The 21051-nt window shown below is 36.8% G+C and carries 15 protein-coding genes; 9 read left to right on the forward strand and 6 right to left on the reverse strand.

Translation table 11 applies throughout. The features are described 5' to 3' along the window. Positions 1 to 41: 41 nt before the first annotated feature. From G525_RS0103265 to G525_RS0103275, 3 genes are all read right to left on the reverse strand, one after another. The gene (locus G525_RS0103265; RefSeq protein ID WP_035478799.1) at positions 42 to 929 is read right to left on the reverse strand and encodes a DUF6929 family protein; all 888 of its coding nucleotides are present in this window, start codon (positions 927 to 929) and stop codon (positions 42 to 44) included. Positions 930 to 1108: 179 nt separating this feature from the next. Beyond that, entirely contained in the window at positions 1109 to 1945 is an 837-nt protein-coding gene (locus tag G525_RS0103270) for a universal stress protein (protein WP_027124885.1), read from the reverse strand. Between the two features lie 325 nt (positions 1946 to 2270). Continuing rightward, entirely contained in the window at positions 2271 to 3107 is an 837-nt protein-coding gene (locus tag G525_RS0103275; RefSeq protein WP_027124886.1) for a universal stress protein, read from the reverse strand. Positions 3108 to 3775: 668 nt separating this feature from the next. Here G525_RS0103275 and G525_RS22470 point away from each other — a divergent pair. From G525_RS22470 to G525_RS20090, 3 genes are all read left to right on the forward strand, one after another. Continuing rightward, positions 3776 to 3985, forward strand: coding sequence for a hypothetical protein (locus tag G525_RS22470; protein ID WP_157491866.1), 210 nt, complete (start codon positions 3776 to 3778; stop codon positions 3983 to 3985). A 259-nt stretch (positions 3986 to 4244) separates the two neighbouring features. Continuing rightward, positions 4245 to 4703: a DUF4168 domain-containing protein gene (locus G525_RS20085; protein ID WP_051209714.1), complete on the forward strand. Its 459-nt coding sequence runs from the start codon at positions 4245 to 4247 to the stop codon at positions 4701 to 4703. A 215-nt stretch (positions 4704 to 4918) separates the two neighbouring features. Then, positions 4919 to 5635, forward strand: coding sequence for an arylamine N-acetyltransferase family protein (locus G525_RS20090; protein WP_051209716.1), 717 nt, complete (start codon positions 4919 to 4921; stop codon positions 5633 to 5635). A gap of 242 nt (positions 5636 to 5877) precedes the next feature. On the opposite strand, the gene G525_RS0103300 is transcribed toward G525_RS20090, so the two are convergent. The 3 genes from G525_RS0103300 to G525_RS0103310 form a co-directional block, all read right to left on the reverse strand. Then, a complete protein-coding gene (locus G525_RS0103300) occupies positions 5878 to 6963 on the reverse strand; it encodes an acyltransferase family protein (protein WP_027124888.1) in 1086 nt (361 codons plus the stop codon). 73 nt (positions 6964 to 7036) lie between these two features. Further along, positions 7037 to 7759 (reverse strand): LytR/AlgR family response regulator transcription factor, encoded by a 723-nt coding sequence (locus G525_RS0103305; RefSeq protein ID WP_027124889.1) that lies wholly within the window; start codon positions 7757 to 7759, stop codon positions 7037 to 7039. Positions 7760 to 7840: 81 nt separating this feature from the next. Then, positions 7841 to 8965, reverse strand: a complete 1125-nt coding sequence (locus G525_RS0103310; protein ID WP_245577716.1) for a sensor histidine kinase — start codon at positions 8963 to 8965, stop codon at positions 7841 to 7843. Positions 8966 to 9113: 148 nt separating this feature from the next. Here G525_RS0103310 and G525_RS0103315 point away from each other — a divergent pair, with 148 nt between their 5' ends. The 6 genes from G525_RS0103315 (at position 9114) to G525_RS0103345 (ending at position 20977) form a co-directional block, all read left to right on the forward strand. Next, the gene (locus tag G525_RS0103315) at positions 9114 to 12206 is read left to right on the forward strand and encodes a SusC/RagA family TonB-linked outer membrane protein (RefSeq protein WP_027124891.1); all 3093 of its coding nucleotides are present in this window, start codon (positions 9114 to 9116) and stop codon (positions 12204 to 12206) included. A gap of 4 nt (positions 12207 to 12210) precedes the next feature. Further along, a complete protein-coding gene (locus tag G525_RS0103320; protein WP_027124892.1) occupies positions 12211 to 13806 on the forward strand; it encodes a RagB/SusD family nutrient uptake outer membrane protein in 1596 nt (531 codons plus the stop codon). 150 nt (positions 13807 to 13956) lie between these two features. Next, positions 13957 to 16008, forward strand: a complete 2052-nt coding sequence (locus G525_RS20095; RefSeq protein ID WP_035478906.1) for a beta-N-acetylhexosaminidase — start codon at positions 13957 to 13959, stop codon at positions 16006 to 16008. A gap of 564 nt (positions 16009 to 16572) precedes the next feature. Beyond that, a complete protein-coding gene (locus tag G525_RS0103330; protein ID WP_027124893.1) occupies positions 16573 to 17115 on the forward strand; it encodes a hypothetical protein in 543 nt (180 codons plus the stop codon). 138 nt (positions 17116 to 17253) lie between these two features. Continuing rightward, positions 17254 to 19644 (forward strand): TonB-dependent receptor, encoded by a 2391-nt coding sequence (locus G525_RS0103340; protein WP_157491867.1) that lies wholly within the window; start codon positions 17254 to 17256, stop codon positions 19642 to 19644. A gap of 4 nt (positions 19645 to 19648) precedes the next feature. Beyond that, positions 19649 to 20977, forward strand: coding sequence for a hypothetical protein (locus tag G525_RS0103345; protein WP_027124896.1), 1329 nt, complete (start codon positions 19649 to 19651; stop codon positions 20975 to 20977). Positions 20978 to 21051 lie beyond the last annotated feature (74 nt).

The raw sequence follows: 21051 nt of genomic DNA on the forward strand, positions 1-21051 counted from the left end.
AGGAAGTATGATGTCTTATAAATAAATGGACTGCTGGAATGCTATAAAGTCATTTGCAATCTTATAATTTCGGAAGGTGCGCCATCATTGTCAGTAACCACAACAAGATTTGTCTCTGTTTCTGAAATCTGCTTCTCGATGGTAACCGATTCTATTTTTAAAGGAAAGCCAGGGCAGGGGATTTGTTGCGCTGATAGGTAATTGGTAATCTCACCGTTTTCAAAGCCTATAACGCCAATAAAACTGCCTAAAATAGGTCCGTCATCATAGGCGTTGGGAGAATCTTCTACCGACGCGGTGAAAATGAGATAGGGTTGATCCTTAGTTGTGGTTGCGCCTGAGAAACCCGCTTCCAGACCATTTATTTTCGGCAAGGAAACCAGGTTGGTCTTAATAATTGGAAAGTGTGTGCCAGTAGTGCAATACGTCATAAAATCGTTGTAAGAAAAGCTGAAGATAATATTCCTTCCTCTATTAAAAAGATAGAGCAGGCCGTCCTTAATGGCTAGGGCTTCAATATTCAGTTCAAAACCTTTCATTAACTCCAATGCTCTCATTTGATCATAGAATGGAGTCATGTTATAGGTGGTATAGGTAGAAGTTTCCCCGATTTTTAATAACACGCAACTATCGCGTTCTGGCGACTTGGAACCAGATCCAAAGATGAGGATCTCGGTATCGTTAATCATTTCCATGGCCTCAAAATCCGGTTTGTCAATTTTAGGAATAACGTCTTCCACTGGTTTTTTGGAAGCATATATTGATGTCTTTGAAAGCAGCTCAAAATTGGAATTTAGTTGAAATAAATAGGGGGAATTATCGCCAACCGCGTAAAACTTTTCGTTCGATATCACAATTCCCGAAGCACTTGGTACGTTATCCAAAACTTGCCAGCTCAATATTTTAATCTCTAGTTCCGTTCGTTGCAAGACGTTAATTTTTAAATTGTAATTTAAACCTCAAAATTAACGATTAGTTTGGCTATGAAACACTAAATTATGGATGATTTATAAACCAATATATATCTGCTTAATTATTATGACCATCATAATGGTTTTCCTTATCAAGAAAATCTGGAGATAAAAAATATTTCCTAATATAATAAAGCTTATTCTATTCGTGGCACCACTAAAAATGGAATAATAGAATGAAATCCTAATTTTCTAATAACCGGCTCCTTAATAAAGTCTTCTAGAAAGCTATGTTCATAATTGACCATGGTAACAATGTTAATGGTCTTTTGTTCAATGAAATTGAGGATTGCATGCTCTTTTGTACCCTTATCTGGAACAAAATGGAAACTGTGCGGATGTGCTTCTAAATAAACTTTCAAAGCCTCTCGATTGGTTTCCTGAATTTCTGAAAGTCCGTCTTTACCAGTAATATGGAGGACTTCAATTTTTGATTTATGCAAGTCAGCTAATTTTAGGATTGGCAGTAACTCCTCATCATAAATTCTATTCAAATCAGTAGGGAAAGCAATGTGTTGCGGCTTTACAAATTCGAAGGTATTCGGCACTAATAATATTGGACAAAGCCATATTTTATTAATGACTGAAACGGTATTGCTTCCAAGTAGAAATTCTTTAGCTCCAGTAGCGCCTTTAGTCCCCATCACCACCAAATTAATGTGATGCTTTTTAATGGCATATTTTATGGAATCTATTAAAAGCTCATCACTAAATAGGGTTTGAAATTCATGATCAGTATTTATAGTTTCCAATTTGGCACGTTCTTGTAGAGCTGTCAACTGCGCTTTTGAATCGTCTTTAAGTTTATCTATATAACTTGGGGAAATATAAGTTCTTGATCCCGTGTTTACAAAAGTCCAGGCGTGTGAAAAGTAAAATGTAGCGGCCTGATTGGCATAAAGTTTTATGGCGTAAAGTGCAGCGCTCCATGCGTTTTCTGAAAAATCTGTGGGTATTAAAACGTGATGTCTCATGTGGTCTTGATTTTAAAGCTCTAAGGCAAAGCTAAAGATTTTGAATGAACTCCTAAATGATTTATATCAGCCTCATGTATTTATTGCTGCTGGATCCAAAATTAATAGGTTTCCACAAGCTTAACACGGGCAGAATATATAATCCAGAACAAAGACGGAATTATTCTAATAAAAAACCCTGAAGGAATCAGGGTTAGAATTTTTTCTTATTATGTCACATACTTATTAAAAAAGGAAGTCTTCCGTGACGAGACTTTAATGGTTTTTCGTTTTTTAGGGAATTAGTTTTCTCTAAAAACAACCTTCAGCTTTAAGTGGATAGCCCCTATTCTTTACGAGGAATAACCATAAATGGAATGGAAGACTTAAAGCCCATTTTTTTAATAACAGGTTCATTGATCATATTTTCAATAAAACTGTGTTCGTAATTAATCATTGTGAGGATATCAATGTTATGCTCCTTTACAAAGTTGGTGATGGCATCTGCTTTTTTAGGTTGATTTGGCATCCAATTAAATGTATGTGGATAATCTTCCAAATATGTTTTGAGCATCTCCACATTTGAACTTTGAGTTTCAGAGAGATCATCCTTCCCGTTTATATGAAGAATTTCAATTGTGGAATTGTGTAAATCAGACAATTGTTTTATGTGCGTAAGTTCTTCACCATAGAATCTATTAAAGTCAGTTGGAAAAACAATCTGCTTTGGAGTTATATATTCAAAATTATTGGGAATTAACATCAATGGACATTTTCGGATTTTATTAATGACCGTTACAGTATTGGACCCCAAAATGAGTTTCTTGGCTCCTGTAGCGCCTTTGGTACCCATAACGATGAGATTTATTTTGTGCTTTTTAAAGGCAATCTGTATAGAATCAGTCAAAGACCCCTCACTATATATGGATTTGAAGTCATGTTCAGGATTAGTGCTTTCTTTTTTAGCGCGATTTTTCACTTCAGTCAATTGCTTTTTTGACGCGTCTTTGATCGGGTCTATATAGCTTGGCGAAATGTAGGTTCGAGACCCTGTATTTAAAAACGTCCAGGCATGTGAGAAGTAAAATGTACATGGTACATCGGCATACAACTTCAAAGCGTAAAGCGCTGCGCTCCATGCATTATCTGAAAAATCTGTTGGAATTAAAATGTGGTGTCTCATGCTGTTTTATCATTTATGCCTTAGCAAAAAATTGAGGTTTATAATATAAGGTGCAAAGTTACGGGTTTACTTCATCATATCCCATGATTAATATCAGCAAAAGCACAGCATTGACCATTAGTGTAATTGTCTGTAAATCTGCCCTAAAATTGCCTTCAATTTATCATTTTATAATTTGGTTTTTCCATTTAATAAGCATCTAAAATATAGTTTTTTTTTTTATTTATACTACTTTCATTGATATGCAAGCTGGATTAAAGGAAAATACTTCAGCAAAAGGCCATGTAATTGCTTGTATTTTTAGGTAAGCCGAAGGAAATATTTCCTAATTTAAGGTCGGAATTTTCTAAAAACGATGTCATTATGAAAATTAATAAAAAATTACTCGCTCTTTTTTCTTCTTTCGGAATTTTTTAGTGGTGTAAAGTTATTATTCTTCTAGCCCAATTAGCTCACTATAGTTGTGTGCTTCAGACACGATGGGGAAATCTTAAAGTCCTTCTACAAAACATTTCGAAGGATTGTCTGGACCATCTCATGAAAAGCTACGCCACTTTGCTTGGCGTAAACAATAGTTATTATTATGCTCAAAGTAAGCCAGATCCGTCAGAAGTAGATTTTGCGAGTGACAAAAAATTGAAAAGACAATTGCAGGTGTCATGATAAAAATGACCAATGAAGTTAATGCCAGCTATTTTCAGCCCCACTTTCCCGATGCTAAGCCACATCAGGTTCAAGTGGTCAGTTTCGAGATGTGCCACCTACAGACCGCCAATCCTGAAAAGTATTTATCTAAATATGTGAGATGTACAAAACTTATGATCCGGATCAAGATAATAGAAAATAGAAGTTATTGCGAGAAGGTAGAAAATAATTAAAGCTCGTTTCTTATTCGTGAAGTTGTCTTTCTGATGGTATTTGTTTTTAGTTTATGATGAGTATGTTTTGGTGGTTTTACTCTAACATAAATCCATACATCGTAATTTCTTGATAGTAGGATGCTCAAGAAAACGGTTTGATTTTCCCAAAGAAATTATAAAAATGATCGTAATAGTTATAAACTAACGTTAAGATGCCCATTTTAATTGGTAGAAAATCTCGTTGGAATTAAGTTTGATAAAATTTTAAAAAAATATTATGTTCAAAATATCAAAAATCAAGAGTTTATTTTTAGTTGCATGTCTTATTGGATCGGTGTCTCTTTTCGCTCAGGAGAAAGATATTTCCGAAAAGGAATTGGGTCACTTTGCTGATGCCTATTTAAAGGTGCAAATGCAAAATCAAGAAGCCCAAAAGGAAATGATGGCCATCATAGAAAAAGAAGGTTTGAAAGTGGAACGTTTTAGCGAAATTCAAGAAGCTTCAATGGATGCGAATAAAACGTTGGATGCTACGGAAGATGAAAAGAGCAAACATGCAAAAGCTATTGCCAAAATGGAAGCAATGCAACCAGCATTGGAGAAAAAGGCCGTTGAGAATATAGAGTCTGCAGGAATTACTATTGAGCGCTACCAATCCATGTCGGCAAGCATACAAAAAGAAAAAGCGCTGCAACAACGCTTGCAAGCCCTTCTAGTGGAAAGAAGTGGAAATTAATCTCAAATTTGAGGATTTAAATGGGATATAAAAGGGAGCTGTTTTAGCTTCCTTTTTTTTGTTTGATGTACTTTTGTAGCTCCATAATTATTCTAATTTGGGGATTATGCAAAATTTAATTAATAATCGATTGAAATGAATGATTTTTCATTTAATAAGGAAGACTATTAAAACGAATAGCCCTTGATGCGAAAGTTTCTGTTAATTTTGAATGTTTGAAGTCAATTCACCGTGCGCAGCACATTTCCATTCCTTTCGAAAACTTTGACATTTGTCTAGGAAGAAGCATCCACCTTGATCCCAAATCCATATTTCAGAAATTGATTGGGCATAAACGTGGAGGCTATTGTTTTGAATTAAACGGTTTGCTGTTATTGGCACTTAAAGCCTTCGGATTTGAAGCACGCCCTTTATTGGGAAGGGTTCACGTCTCTGGAGCGCCAACCGGAAGATCGCATCAAGCGACTTTAGTGACCATTGAAGACAAAAGTTGGTTGGTTGATGTAGGATTTGGGGCGGAATCACCACGTGTTCCTGTACCACTCGTTTATAACCAACCCGTTACCTTCGAGAATCAAATCTATAGATTGATAGATAGTGAGTTGTTTGGTTATATGCTTCAAAGTAAGCAAGATGGGCAATGGAAGAACTTATATAGTTTTGATTTAAGTCATGTATTTGAAATTGATATTACATTTGGCAATCATTATACGTCATCTCACCCAGATTCTTTTTTTATCAACGCCAGAATAGCAGCGCTTCCGGTAAAAAACGGGATGCTCACTTTATTCAATGAAAAGTTTAAAAAGGTAATTAATGGAAAAGAAGAAGTAATCCTGCTGAAGGATGATGCCTCTTATCTGTCCTTCGTTGAGAACGAATTTGGGATAAAAATTGATGCAGAATATGGAGGTTTGAAACCATTGTCATAAACGAACTGGCTGTTATGTAGCAAAACTAATGATAGGTTTGTCGAGGTCTTTCGTTTTTTTCAACTTGCTTTAACATTATTAAACCGTAAAACTTACACAATCTAACGCCAATCAGATAGTTTTACAATCGTACCAAAATTAACTTCTAAATTTTTGATGCAATTTATACAAATGCAGCCCGCTGAAAAGGCTGATTTAAAAAGCTATTGTACTTTGTAGGGTTGGTTAGCTTAGGCCTTATTTTAAACTTTAATAAATATTTTTTTGCGGTACATCACATAGCCTAAGCCTACATAAAATGAGACCACCACAAGGGCATATAATAAAGATGAGAATTTAGCGCTGAAAAAGTCGTGAATAAAAAGATTTTGATAAAGCCAGGAATGAATACTATGCTGCTCATCAACTTTTAGGAGAGACATGGTTTTGGAAATAAAGCTTGATAGGAAGTAGATAGTAATAGCATTCATCCCCACATACTTAAAGACGTTTCCAAAACGATAGTGTTTGATGTCCTTCAAGTAATAAATAATAGCGAGAATAAGAGTGCCCCAGCCACTGGTGACCAAAACAAAACTACTGCTCCAAATAGCCTTGTTCAACGGAAAAACCAAACTGAACATATAGCCTGAAATCAGAAGGCCAAGGGCAGCAAAAAATAAATATTTAACATGCTTGAGCCCGTCCAAAAGTCTCCCGATTAAGATTCCTGAAATACATGAAATAACAGCTGTTATTGTGCTAAGGACACCTTCAGGATCATAGTCAGGTTGCCACATATGCTTGCCCAAAACCTTCAAATCAATATAGTTTGCCCAATTATTTGGAGCTCTATCAAAAGTTGGCGACATGCCGTTTGGCAAGGGTACAAACCCTAAAAACAACCAGTAACCAAGCAATGTGACGTGCGAAATAATTGCTAAGTTTTTCCAGTTGAAATTCAAATATAAAAGCGCAGAAATGAAAAAGACAATCCCAATTCTTTGAAGGACACCAGGAAATCGTAAGGATTCAAAATCAACAATAAAAGGAAAATAAGGCAAGAACAACCTTAAGAACATTCCTAAACCTATGAGCTTTAAACTTCGGACGGCAATTTTTTTATAGGTAGCAGAAGCGTTTGGTTTGTTTTTATATGAGAAGTAAATGGAGATGCCCACAATAAACAAAAAGAATGGAAATATTAAATCGGTAGGGGTGAGGCCATGCCATTGCGCATGAAGTAATGGTGCATAAACGCTCCCCCAGCTGCCGGGAGTGTTTACCAAAATCATGGCGATGATAGTAAATCCTCTTAAAATATCAACAGATTCTATTCTTTGTTTCATGGTATAATCAGTTTTTCGCTCCTTATTTTTTTATTCTTAGCATTAAATAATTCCAAAACTTAGAAAAAGTTTATTAATTATCAGTATCGTCATTAATATTAAAAATACGCTCCTTCGCTTGTTTGGAGTAATTGCGCCCTATAGGTATTTTTCTATCGGAAATTTCTACGGTATTCCCTTCAAGTGCATTGATTTTATTAATTGAAACGGTATAAGAGCGGTGGATGCGCATAAAATTGGATTGAGGTAATTCTTCTGTGATTGCGGAGAGCGATTTGTGAACCACGTAATCACCCAACACTGTGATCACTTTAATATAATCTTTAAGGCTTTCTATATAGAGTATGTCGTTGAGATTTGTTTTGACCAGTTTTTTATTGACTTTTAAAAAAAGATGTGGTTCTTGCTGAAAACTGGTTTCGGCCTTTGGATTATTGAGATTCATATGTTGGTAAACCTTATTGATGGTTTTTAAAAACCGATTGAATGGAATAGGCTTGACCAAATAGTCCAAAATATTAAGTTCAAAACTTTTTACCGCGTATTCGCGATAGGCAGTCGTGATCACAATTAATGGCTTGTAGCTCAGGTTTTCAATAAATGCAAATCCTGTAAGCTGTGGCATGTTGATGTCCAAGAAAATCAGATCTATCTTTTCCTGTTCCAAAATCCGATAGGCATTTAACGGATTGGTAAACGTTTCAACCACTTCAACATGATTAAAATCCTTCAAATGCGTTTCGATCACAGAGATGGCCAACGGTTCATCGTCAATAATAATACATTTTACTTTCATGGCTTCTTTCTCGTTTTTATTGGTGTAACGAACTTTTTGAACATTTATCAGTGTGCATTAGCTATTCTGCTTACATCCTATTTATACAGGGATTTTTAAAAATAAGGTATAAGTGTCATTCTCTACTTTAGATTCCAGAATAAAATTAGTTGAAAACAATAAGTTCAAACGTCGTTTCGCATTTTCGAGTCCAATCCCGCTGCTCTCATCTTTGGTTGCGCTTGGATTGAAATTGTTGATGAATATCACTTCCAGATACCCTTTACTGGAAACATTAAAACTCATCCTTATCTTTAAACGGTCATTATCCTTCATCCCATGTTTAAAACAATTTTCGGCAAAGGAAAGTAATAATAGCGGAGGTACCTCAACATCCTCAATATCTCCGGTAATATCCATTTCAGCATCCACACGGTCCTCAAACCGAAGGCGCTCAATATCAATAAAATTGTTGATATGGGTAATTTCTTCCAATAAACTCGCCTTCGAACTTTTGACTTCATAAAGAATATATTGCATCATGTCAGACAATTTGATCACCAATCGGGGCGCGTTATCAGATTTGCTTAAGGTAAGGGCATACAGATTATTTAAAGTATTAAAGAAAAAATGGGGTTGTATTTGGGTGCGCAAATATTTGAGCTCCGTACTCATTTGAAGTTGTGCCAAGTCTTCATTCCTTCTTTTTTCTATAGACCAATCAATAACCAGTTTTATGGCGGTGACAAATGCAATCACGTACAATTCACCAAGAACCACCACTATAATGTGGTTTAATTGCATAAACTTACCAGATTCACTTGCCTCTGGCCAGATGTTTTTTGTGACCAAAAAATAGATAAGTCCGGTTCTGATGAGATAGATAAAACCCAGCATCACAACCAAAGAAGCAATATAGGTCCAATATTTTTTTCGCAAAATATATTTGGGAATCAGATAATAGATATTGATATAAACAGAAATTATGTGGATTGGAAATTCAACTAAATTAGAATGAAGTGAATACCAATAGTCATCAAAATAACTTCCCCATCTTACCATGTTAAAAAGAAAGTAAACCAACCAGAACATCACGTGATATCGGATGGGAATGGTATCGCCTATGTTTTTTTTGAATAATGAAATGATTCTTGGATTTAGAGTTGTGTTTTTAAGAAAGCCATATTGTGATGTCGCAATTTTAAGGATATATTCACTAATTAACAATTAAATTGCTGAATCTTTATTCTGCAAATTTTCTTGTCGAGTTTTTCATGTCGTTGGTGTGTAAATTCGTGTCGTATAGATAAATTCTTTTAAAATCTTCATATAATTAAATAGATTGGCAGAACTAAATAATCGAAATAATCAAATTATGAAACAAAATTTAAGATCATTTTTCTTGTTTTCTTTTTTATTATTGACTGTGCCAATGGTATTTGCACAGGAAAAAGAAATTAAGGGAACCGTTACATCCAAAGCAGAAGGGATTCCGCTTCCTGGAGTTAATGTGTCAATTCAGGGCACCGCTACTGGTACCCAAACCAATTTTGATGGTGAGTATATCGTCACTGCAAAACCTGGCGATGTTTTAAACTTCTCTTATATAGGGATGACGAGTGTACAAATAACAGTTGGAGAATCTTCTACTGTTAATGTACAATTGGCAGAGGATGCTGAGCAATTGGGCGAAGTGGTCATTACTGCTTTAGGGATTAAAAGAGAAAAGAAAGCCTTGACCTATTCCGCACAGGAAGTGGGTGGTGATGAGCTTACCAGAGTAAAACAAACCAACCCTATCAATAGTTTGTCTGGGAAATCTGCCGGAGTTACCATTACCAAGAGTTCATCAGGATTGGGTGGTGCTGCGAAAGTGGTGCTTAGAGGAAATTCTTCTACCACCAACAATGATCCTTTATACGTAGTGGATGGTATCCCAATGTTAAACAACGGAAATGGGTCTAATGGTAACGAACCGGGAACAGATATTTTTGGTAGCCAAACAGGAAACCGTGATGGCGGTGATATTTTATCTTTAATCAATCCGGATGATATTGAAAGCATGACCGTATTGAAAGGTGCGTCTGCATCAGCATTATATGGTAGCCAAGGTGCTAATGGAGTGATCTTGATCACTACCAAAAAAGGGAAGGATGGTGTTTTGACCGTGAATTTCAATTCTAGTTTTACGGCAGATAATGTAATTTCATTACCTGAATTACAATCAGAATACCAAAGTCTTTCCGTAGGACAGGCAATTGCTGAAAATGGAAATGTGGCTGATCCTTATTCATGGGGAGCAAAAACAAGTGGATTGAACAACGATGCCAAGAGCTTTTTTAACACAGGGTTCACGTCTATTAACTCGATGTCTCTAACGGCAGGAACACAGAAATCACAAACCTATTTTTCTTATGCAAACACAATTGGTGAAGGGGTTATTCCTGATAACCGATTGAACAGAAACAATGTTACCTTAAGACAAACGGGGAAGTTTTTAAATGATAAAATTGACGTTTCTGCTAGTGTTAATCTTTCTGACCAACGCATCTGGAACCGTCCAACAAATGGACTTTATTCCAATCCACTTACAGGCTTGTATTTACATCCTGTAGGAATTGATAGAGCCATTTATCAAAATAAATATGAATATTTTAATATGGCACTCAATCAAATGGATCAATATGAAGCTTCTGGATTTTCAGAAAATATTGAGCAAAACCCATATTGGTTAATTAACCGTAGTCCAAGTAAAGATGTGGTACAACGTGCTTATGCTAACGTGTCTGTAAAGTATCAAATAACTGAGGCCTTTTCATTGCAATCTAGAGGAAGTTTTGATAAATCTTTCTTTACGTTTGACAAAAGACAGTATGCGGGAACAGATCCTGTTAACTCTGGTAACAATGGGCGTTACACTTTAGAGAAAACTGAAAACACCCAACAATATGTTGATTTGATTGCAAACTACTCTAAAGATTTTTCAGAAGATTTTTCTTTTACCGGAATTTTAGGAACGAGCTTAACAAAATACCAATTAGGTGACCAAGTGTTTTTAGATTCTGGTCGTGATGTTGATGGTCTTATCTATCCGAATGTATTTAATATTGCAAATTTTGAGACAACCAATAATATCAGACAGTCAGTTTCAAATAGAGAAGTACAAGCATTATTTGCCTCTGTAAATTTCGGCTTTAAAAACAGATTGTTCTTAGATGTGACAGGACGTACTGACTGGTCTTCAACTTTGGTAAACACCAACTCTCAATCGTTCTTTTATCCATCTGTAGGTTTAACGGGTGTATTATCAGAAATGATAGCAATGCCTGAGTCGATTTCGTTTGCAAAACTGAGAGCATCTTATGCTGAAGTAGGTAAAGATATCCCTGTTTATGCAACAATTCCTCTTAACGGAATTAATTCAACAAACACAGGAATCGGAACGGCTCCATTTGCACCAATTGAAGGGGAGACCCTAGAACCAGAACGTCAAAAATCTTTCGAAATAGGAACGGAGTGGCGTTTCTTCGGAAACCGTTTAGGTTTTGATTTCACATACTATGACACCAAAACCGTGAACCAAATTTTCTACATTCAAGCAGAGCCAAATCCTAATGGATATTCTCAAAACATTGTAAATGCTGGTGAAATCTCAAATAAAGGTTTTGAAATTGTATTGAATGCAAAACCAGTGTTAACCGATAAGGTGACTTGGAACACGGCCTTTAATTTTGCACTAAATTCAAACAAAGTGGTTTCAGTACATCCATCTTTGCAGGATGGTGAAGCCATCATTACGGCACGCGGTGTCAACGGTTATGAGTATTCATTAATTGAAGGTGAAGATTTTGGTAGTATTAAGGCCAGAACTTTGGTAAGAGATGAAAATGGCACCCCGATGATCAATTCTTCAGGTACTTTGATGGCTACAGGATTTGAAACCGTAGCGCATGCACAACCGGATTTTACTTTAGGATGGAACAATACTGTTGCTTTCGGAAACTTTACGGTAAACGTACTGGTTGATGGTAAATTTGGTGGTGATGTTTTAAGTGTAACTGAAGCGATCAACGACAAATACGGAGTATCACAAAATACTGCAAATGCGAGAAACACTAATGGAGGCATGGTTGATGTGGTTAATGAATCTGGAGTGGCGTCGCAACTGAGCGCGAAAGAATATTTCAATGCTGTTGGTGGACGTGATGGGATGTTAGGCGAATATGTTTATGATGCCACTAACGTGAGTTTAAGAGAATTGTCTATTGGATATAGAATGGAACTTAAAAACAAATTCATTGACAATGTAAATCTATCGCTTATCGCAAACAATTTATTCTTCTTTTACAAAGATGCACCATTTGACCCGAATGTGGCCGCAAGTACAGGCTTAGGCTTACAAGGCGTGGATATCTACAACCAACCATCAACAAGAAGTATAGGGTTTAACCTTAACGTAAATTTCTAAGAAAATGAAGACACATATTTTAAAATATACCATAGCATCTTTAGCGGCTTTAAGCTTGACCAATTGTACTAAAGATTTTGAAGATATCAACACCAATCCCTATGGGATTTCCCAAGAAAGTTTGGAGCAACAGAACAACCATATTGGTTCCAGATTTGCACCGCTCTTTTCTAACGTGATCCGGGCGGAACCAGCTTGGAATTATCAGTTGCAACAAAACCTAAATGCCGACGTTTTTTCAGGATACATGGCTTCTGCAACTCCATTTGCTGGGAACATAAACAATCAAACCTACAGTTTGGTGGACGGCTGGAATGGCTTTATTTGGGCTGATGCCTATGATGCCAATGACGGTAATGGGGTAATGCCTTACGCTCGGGAAATTTTTCAGCAAGTAGAACTTTCGGGCGATGAAAATGGTGAAAAGTTTGTGTATTTGGCAAATATTATCCGTGTGAATGCCATGCACCGTATTTCTGATGTATTCGGTCCCATCCGTTACTCAAAATACAATAGTTACGATACGACAGGTCAATATGATTCTCAAGAGGAGGCCTACACCGCTTTCTTTGCAGATTTGGACGAAGCCATTGATGGGTTGGAGCCGTATATAGGTGATGCGCAATTTGTAGCCTTCGACCAATCTAATTTTGGTGGTGATATTGCAAAATGGCGTACCTATGCCAACTCTTTAAGATTGCGTTTAGCCATCAGGGTTTCAAAAGTGAACCCTACTTTGGCCAAAACCCAAGGGGAAAAAGCATTGGCAAGTAACGCTGGTTTGCTTGAATCTCAAAACATGACGGTTGATATGGGCGGATTCGTTCACCCTATTCTTACAATAAGCACAGTTTGGGGAGATATCAGCATGAGTGCCGAAATGGAATCAATTCTAAAAGGGTTTAATGATGGTAGAATAGGAGCGTTTTTCAATGCGCCTTCAGACCCTGCACTCGGAGACTATAAAGGCATCCGTCAAGGGATTGAGATCGATTCCAAAGCGCAATATGGAAGCCACTCCAGCGTTGGGAAAGTCGTTGAAGGGTCTTCAAAAATATGGATGACTTCAGCAGAAATTTATTTTCTTAAAGCAGAAGCGGCGCTTCGTGGTTGGACAGGTGCAGGTGATGCGCAGTCCAATTATGAAAACGGTGTAAAAGCATCTTTCGCGCAATTTGGTGTAGGTGGTGTTGAGGCCTATTTGGCTGATGGCACGAGTACGCCTAATGATTTTGTGGATGCACTTAACCCAGCAAACAACTATGCTTACCCAAGCAATGTCACTATTGCATTTAACAGTGCGGGTACAAACGAAGAGAAATTGGAGCAAATCATCACTCAAAAATGGATTGCCATGTTCCCTGATGGACAAGAAGCTTGGAGTGAATTTAGACGCACAGGCTACCCAAGAGTGTTCCCAGTGGTGGTTAATAATAGTGGTGGTGCAATTGATACCAATGTTCAAATACGACGTATCAATTTTGTGGATAACGAAAAGAATACCAATGGCGCTAATGTTACAACTGCTGTAGGTTATTTAAACGGCCCTGATAATGGCGGAACACGACTATGGTGGGACACAGGTGCTGGAAATTTTTAATCAATGAGTGTTTAATTTGATGTTTAGTTGAGCAAACGGGAAATTCAGTTTTCTCGTTTGCTTTAATTATTATGACAGGACCAATTGGGCTCTTATCATCCAAATCTTGGCCTAAAATCAATCAAAATTGCTTTTCCAAAATTATATCCAATGAACAAAATCATACTATTTCTTTTGCTTTTCGGCATTTCAAATGAACAGATCATTTCTCAGAGCAAGGTCTCAGAAACATTTAATTTGATGCCTTGGCCAAAAGACATTAAAGAAAATTATGGAAAGTTTGTTATTGATAGCGACATAAGCATTTCAATTCATCCCGAAACCAACGGACGTGTCCACAATGCAGCAATCAATTTTTTAAGACGGTTAACCACGCGCACAGGCGTATTTTTGAACGAAGGATTTCCTGTTTCCAACAAGAAAGGATCGATCCAAATTAATTTTCAAAACGTATCCCAGTTGAGCATTGAAACGGACGAATCCTATACTTTGGAGATTAAAGATGCCGATATTTCAATTACTGCCAAAACCGATGTTGGGGCGATAAGAGGTTTAGAAACCCTATTGCAACTCACTCAAAACACGTCAAATGACTATTTTTTTCCAGGGGTAACGATCAATGATGCACCACGGTTTGTATGGCGGGGACTGATGATTGATGTCTCAAGGCATTTTCAACCTGTTGGTGTTTTAAAACGAAATTTAGAAGCGATGGCTGCCGTAAAAATGAACGTGTTTCATTGGCATTTAACAGATGACCAAGGGTGGCGTGTAGAATCGAATGTGTTTCCTAAACTTCACGAAGAGGCTTCTGACGGATTATATTATACACAGGAACAAATTAAAGATGTGGTAGCTTATGCCAATAATTTGGGCATCCGGGTGATTCCTGAATTTGATGTTCCTGGGCATGCTACAGCTATTTTAACCGCTTACCCTGAGTTGGGAAGCAAAGATGGCTATAGGTACAGCATTGAACGCTTTTCTGGTGTCTTCGATCCTACTTTAAATCCGACAAAAGATATGACTTACGAGTTTTTAGCACGGTTATTTGCTGAAATGACCCCGCTGTTTCCTGATGCGTATTTCCATATTGGAGGCGATGAGAACGAAGGCAAGCATTGGGATGAAAACAAAGATATTCAAGCATTCAAAAAACAGCATCACTTAAAAACAAACCACGACTTGCAGACTTATTTTAATATCAAGCTCGAAAAAATTCTAAATAATTTAGGTAAAAAAATGATGGGTTGGGATGAAATTATGACCCCTAATATGCCCACTACAACCGTCATACATTCCTGGCGAGGTAAAAATGAGGGTCTTGAAGAAGGTGGGTCTTTGATTGCTGCCGCAAAAAAAGGCTATCAAACGGTATTGTCAAATGGCTATTATATTGACAGAATGGAGCCGGTTGAAAATCACTATGCTGTAGATCCTATTGGGGATGTGAAATTAACAGAATTAGAACGTGCGCGCATTTTGGGAGGTGAAGCAACCATGTGGAGTGAATTGGTAACGCCATTGACCATCGACTCCAGAATATGGCCAAGAACTGCCGCCATAGCGGAACGTTTTTGGTCTCCAAAAGCCGTTAAGGATGTGGTCAACATGAAAAAACGCATGAAACACGTCTCTTTCACTTTAGAAGAATTAGGACTTACCCATATTAAAAATAGAGCTGTTATTCTAAGAAGCATGACCAACAATCAGGATATTGCATCCCTGGTTACCTTATCCAAAATTTGTGAGCCTTTAAAAATATATGCGCGCAACGAAGGTGGCGTAGAATATAAAACATTTTCTCCATTTACATTATTTGCAGAAGCTTGCGTTGTAGACGCTGAAGATGGCGCTTCTTTTAATTCTGCTGTAAATAATTATATTAAGGATGCAAATAGTGAAACTACCAATCTGGTGCTATCCTACCTTAAGACTTGGGCTAAAAATCATGATCGTTTTGAAGCCTTAGAAAAAAATCCAAAAATTAATCCTCTAGAAAAATTATCGGAAAATCTCTCTGCAACTGCCGTTTTATTAGAAAGTGCCGTTGAAAACAAATCTTTTTCGAAAGCAGATGCCATTAAAGTAAAAGCGTCACTATATGTTTTAAGTCAGCCTTTTGTAGATGTAGAAGTTGTGATTCTAGAGGGCTTAAAAGCGTTAACCACTCATTTTGAATCCCTTTATAAATTGAATTAGTAGCTTTGTCAACGAAATGCCTACAAGTCTTTAGTGTAGGCATCGTTGACATTAAATTGTAATTTATGATATTTGTTTTAGGTGGTTCCAAATTCAAATTACCAAGTACTTCATCGCAATCTTCCTAAGCTTTCACTTTAATAAAACCGGTATTGATCTCCAAGTAAGTGATGTTAATTAGAGGTATATATTCTTTTAAAGTTCGTTTTTAATTCGCATTGACATAGTAATTAATTGTCTGGTGATCGGGAAACAAATCTATGTTTTCTGTTGTATTACTTCAGTGTCTATAAGTGTTATAGCCACGAATACACACTGAATTATGTGTTTTCTGCAATTTTTAATGGTTATTTCATGAATCAGGTGTTCGGTTTAACCGAATCAAACTATGGCATGCCCAACTCATAGTGTATTACCTGAAGATTTCCTCGAAATCTAACCCATCTTCCACTAAATGTGAGATTTGACCAAGTCATTTTAAATTTAAAAGAAAAACTATGGATTCTATTTAGTCTTGTTCTAAATAAGCCTTAAATTTGCACCAAATTTTAAAAATCAAATTCTATGAAGAAATTAATTGTATTGAGTGCCCTTATTTTTGGATTGGTGTTTTATTCTTGTTCTAGTGATGACGATAATGGCGCAGGAGACACTGTCAGCTTAGTAGGCGAATGGCGATTGACCAATGTCGATTTTATTTCCATGACCGAAGGCGGAAGACCAGCAAGTGATGCTTGTGTAGTTGAACTGGTTACCGGTTACGAATTCCGTGCAGATTCAAAATTCTATTTTATTTTAGGTGATTCCGATAGGCCATTGTTTGATCCGTATGCACAGGATTACTGGACTTGGGAAGGTGATGCCGAAGACTTTGAGATTGTACAAACAAATCCGATGAGTCCTCCCTATAATTTTGGTTTAAACCCTACCAATATCAAAACGCAAAAGGTAGACGGTAATGTCACAATGACCTTTCAATCAAAAATGGGAAATGGGTCTGAAGCCAATTTTACGCTTGTAAAAGGAGCTATTGACAAAAGTAAAACACCTGTATTGACCGACGCGAATGGTGCACCATTTTATTGCGGATTTTTTGATCCTAAATAAATAATTAATAGCAAGCCCAACTTTTGGGTTAAATATCTGTTTGGGTGCATCCTTAAGTCATCTTTGTGATTTTGAGATGAGAGGGATGTGCCTGATGCAGACCAAATAATTAGGAGCTCTAAAAAGCTCCCCCTTTCTATGCTAAGGAATTTTTCAACCTTCTTGTTTTTAGTGTTTTCTCTATGTGCCATGGCGCAAACTACAGGGACGCTACGAGGAAAACTAATCAATACACTTGATGACCAAATTGAAAACGTTGAGATTCGTTTGGTTGAAACCAACGCTCGTACGCTAACCAATAAAGCAGGAGAATTTAGTTTTATGAATCTTCCTTCAGGTTTCTATAATGTTTATCCAGTATATGATGGTTTTCAGTTTCCGATTGAAAATGTACAGGTCAATGCAGGGGATATTCAGGAAATAACGCTTCGTATTGAAATGATGACTTATAATCTAGATGAAGTGAAGCTACAAACGCTAAGCATCAGTGAGAAATTAAAGAGCAGTGCGATTAAGGCAAATATCATTTCAGTGGAAGCCAATACGAGACGTGCTAGTTCTGTGGAGGATTTGGTCGATAAAAGTCCAGGAGTGAAAATACGAAACGTTGGAGGGCTCGGATCAGCGAGCAATATCATTGTTGGCGGGTTTTCCGGGAATGCGGTCAAGTTTTTATATGATGATATCCCAATTGATTATTTAGGTTCTAATTTCGGACTTACCAAAGTGCCTACCAATGCCATCAGTCGCGTTGAAATTTACAAGGGTGTCCTGCCTACAAAAATCGGTGTGGATGCTTTGGGCAGTGCAATCAATATTGTTCCCAAATCCAGTAAAAGGACTTCAGGAACGGTATCTTATGAAACCGGTTCATATAACACGCATATCGCTACAGCCAATGCCAATATAAAATTAAATGAGCATGTTTTTCTTGGGGTCAATAGCTTTTACAATTATTCTAAAAACAATTATAAAGTAGATAATTTGCCTTATAAGGATCCTAATAGCGGTCAGGTAGCTTACATCAGAGAACGCTTGTTCCATAATGCGTTTAATCAGCATTCCTTAGAGTTTTCCTTAGAAGCGCGACAGTTGTCATGGGCAGAATCGATTGAGTTGAAAGTGAATTCGTACGGTTTGAAAAGAGATATTCAAAACGACCCGTTTTCCAGAGCCAGACCTTTTGGAGAGGTCTACAGGCAGGAACGCGGCAATTTTATTCCTTCCTTAAAATACAAAAACCACTTTTTCGAGAACAAATTGAGCGTCAACCAGTTTTTGGTCTTTAGCAAAATCGATTTTGAAATTTTTGACCAAGCGAAGAATGTTTATTATGATTGGAAAGGCGTGGCCCACCCCACAAATTCATCTTCTGAAATGGGTAATATGCTCCTTCAAAACGGCTATTTGCATAATAATTTTGAGCAATTCACCTCCCGTACCCATCTTAATTATTTGATCTCTAATTATTTTCAAATAGAAAACAATACCGTTTATAGTAATTATAACCGAACGTCAAATACGGGAGAACAGGACCTTAATAATACCAATTATAATAAGCTCATCACCAATTTTGCCTTAAATGCCCAGTTTTTTGATCGGAAATTGGAATCCAATACACAAATGAAGTATCTCTATGGAAATTTTGCGGGTCGTTATGATGCTTCAGACAATCCCTTAGAGGAAAATATTGTAGATAAGGAAGTGGTCAATACAGGTTTGAGCTTTTCACAGGCCTTAAAATATAATATCAATGAGAAAAGCTATGTTCGGATATCTTATGAAAACACGTTTAGATTGCCAGAACAGCAGGAATTATTTGGCGACAACAATTTTATTGTAGCCAATTATGAATTAACGCCCGAGGAGAGTAAAAATCTAAATTTGGGATATACCTATGCCGCTACCAAATTCGGTTTTGAAATTAATACCTATTATCGTGATACCCAGAATCTGATTCGTTTAAAGGATTTGAACCAATATCAAGCCATTCATCTCAACCTTGATAATGTAAAAGGCTTAGGCGTAGAGCTGCAGGCCAATTATGAACCCGTTGATGACCTACAACTGTCGGGGAATTTAACCTGGAATGATTTTCGATTACAATCATCAAAAGATAAATATTTAAACAATCAGCATTTCAAAGATGCCCGAATTGCCAATATGCCGTTTTATTATGGAAATATTAGTGCCTCTTACAATGTTAAAGAATTGTTGAAGCTTTCCACTGATTTATCATTTTTTTGGGACTATTCGTATGTGCATCAATATTATCTCGATTATATAGAAAAACAATTTGAGCCTGATGGTTTCTTAGGCCTCTTCGGAACCTCTAAAATTAATACTAGCCGAGTGATCCCAAACCAACATACCCATAATATTGGGTTTATATATGTTCGGGACTTTTCAAAACAAAGTGTATCTTTTAGTGCAGAACTTAAAAATGCCTTTGATGAGGATATTTTTAATGAATTCAAGATGCAAAGTCCTGGCAGACATTTTAGAATGAAAATAACCTATAGTTTTTAAGTGTATGAAATTTTCAGTTATATGTAAAATTTTTGTTGGTTTATTAGGATTAATATTCTTGGCTTGTGAAGTGAACAACTTAGATGACGAGAATAAAAATCCGAAGACGGAATATTCCTCATTTAATTATGTGCTAGCCACAGAAGATGCTTCTACGGCGGATATTACTCGGTTTTTTAGCTTTAATTTGGAAGATTTGGATGCTCAAAAATCTTATGATTTGATTCAAGAAAATCAAACTTTTGTAAATTCAGATCCGTCAACGTCCTCTGGACATCAGTTTTTTAGAAATTATGTCTTTAGCATGGCTAAGGACAAAAGAGGCTATTCGTCCACACCAGGACTCTTTAGGCTAACGCTCAACACTTCAGATCAAGTATTTATTGACAGCGAAATCTATATAGGGAAGGGCACTCTTTTTCCATCACGAAAATTGGCTTTGGTAAATGATAATTTGGGTTTTTATTATAACGAGGACAACGGCGGTCAGACCATCCAAGCCTTTAATCCGTTAACCATGCAATTGGGAGCCGCATTGGACTTGCGTCCTTATATTAAAGCGTTTCGCCCCGATGTTGAGTTTGAGGATGCTTATGGGAATAACTTGGTGAGAACGGGATCTTTGGTGTTGGACTTTAAAGAGGATAAACTGTATGTGAGCGTCGTGTTTTTGGAGGAAGCCAATTTTAACCTAATTTCTGAAGAGGAGGAGAATTTCTATTTGGCCGTTATAGATATTCCGAGTTTTAGTTTTGAAAAAATCATTCAATATCATGGCGCCAAAACGGTGGGCTTTTTTGTGTCAGAAAATAATCCTACGACTAAGGACGAAGCTGGAAATCTTTATTTTTGCTCTTGGGGTTGGAATCAGTTTAATGAACATAATCCTTCAAAAATATTTAGAATCAAGGCGGGAGAAACCGAATTTGATACTAACTGGGAGATTGATATTGAGTCATTGTTCGGAGAGGGCAGAATTGCTCAGTCCATCATGTCTTTTAATAATAAATTGTATTTGCACATCTCGGACAATCCTTACTTATTTGAATCTAGTGAGGAGGTCGAAACCAGAAATGGCTTAAAACTCTCCTATTACGAATTTGATACGGCTACTCCTGAAAGTTATACCAAATTAAACGTACCAACTTCCAATCCTTCTTCACGGATGAACGTCTTTAATATTGTGGACGACCGACTTTTTATGGCGGTCCCCAACGCTATTACTCCAAATTCCAACGGGGTTTATTCCATAGATCGGCAAGGTGGTCTTCAAATGGAAATGACGATCTCTAACAAATATAGACCGACGCGATTTTATAAATTGGAGAAGTAGAGGGCTCGTCTTGATGATGTACTGAATTATTCCTAATGAAAATCAGCTCGGCATTCAAAATCCTGAATTTAGGG

The organism is Gelidibacter mesophilus DSM 14095, from assembly GCF_000423005.1.
GTDB lineage: Bacteria > Bacteroidota > Bacteroidia > Flavobacteriales > Flavobacteriaceae > Gelidibacter > Gelidibacter mesophilus.

Bases quoted from the DNA above. Each gene is read 5' to 3' on its own strand.
- G525_RS0103270 (WP_027124885.1), bottom strand. From the start codon at position 1,945: ATGAGACATCACGTTTTAATACCCACAGATTTTTCAGAAAACGCATGG.
- G525_RS0103275 (WP_027124886.1), bottom strand. From the start codon at position 3,107: ATGAGACACCACATTTTAATTCCAACAGATTTTTCAGATAATGCATGG.
- G525_RS22470 (WP_157491866.1), top strand. From the start codon at position 3,776: ATGACCAATGAAGTTAATGCCAGCTATTTTCAGCCCCACTTTCCCGAT.
- G525_RS20085 (WP_051209714.1), top strand. From the start codon at position 4,245: ATGTTCAAAATATCAAAAATCAAGAGTTTATTTTTAGTTGCATGTCTT.
- G525_RS0103300 (WP_027124888.1), bottom strand. From the start codon at position 6,963: ATGAAACAAAGAATAGAATCTGTTGATATTTTAAGAGGATTTACTATC.
- G525_RS0103305 (WP_027124889.1), bottom strand. From the start codon at position 7,759: ATGAAAGTAAAATGTATTATTATTGACGATGAACCGTTGGCCATCTCT.
- G525_RS0103315 (WP_027124891.1), top strand. From the start codon at position 9,114: ATGAAACAAAATTTAAGATCATTTTTCTTGTTTTCTTTTTTATTATTG.
- G525_RS0103320 (WP_027124892.1), top strand. From the start codon at position 12,211: ATGAAGACACATATTTTAAAATATACCATAGCATCTTTAGCGGCTTTA.
- G525_RS20095 (WP_035478906.1), top strand. From the start codon at position 13,957: ATGAACAAAATCATACTATTTCTTTTGCTTTTCGGCATTTCAAATGAA.
- G525_RS0103330 (WP_027124893.1), top strand. From the start codon at position 16,573: ATGAAGAAATTAATTGTATTGAGTGCCCTTATTTTTGGATTGGTGTTT.
- G525_RS0103340 (WP_157491867.1), top strand. From the start codon at position 17,254: ATGCTAAGGAATTTTTCAACCTTCTTGTTTTTAGTGTTTTCTCTATGT.
- G525_RS0103345 (WP_027124896.1), top strand. From the start codon at position 19,649: ATGAAATTTTCAGTTATATGTAAAATTTTTGTTGGTTTATTAGGATTA.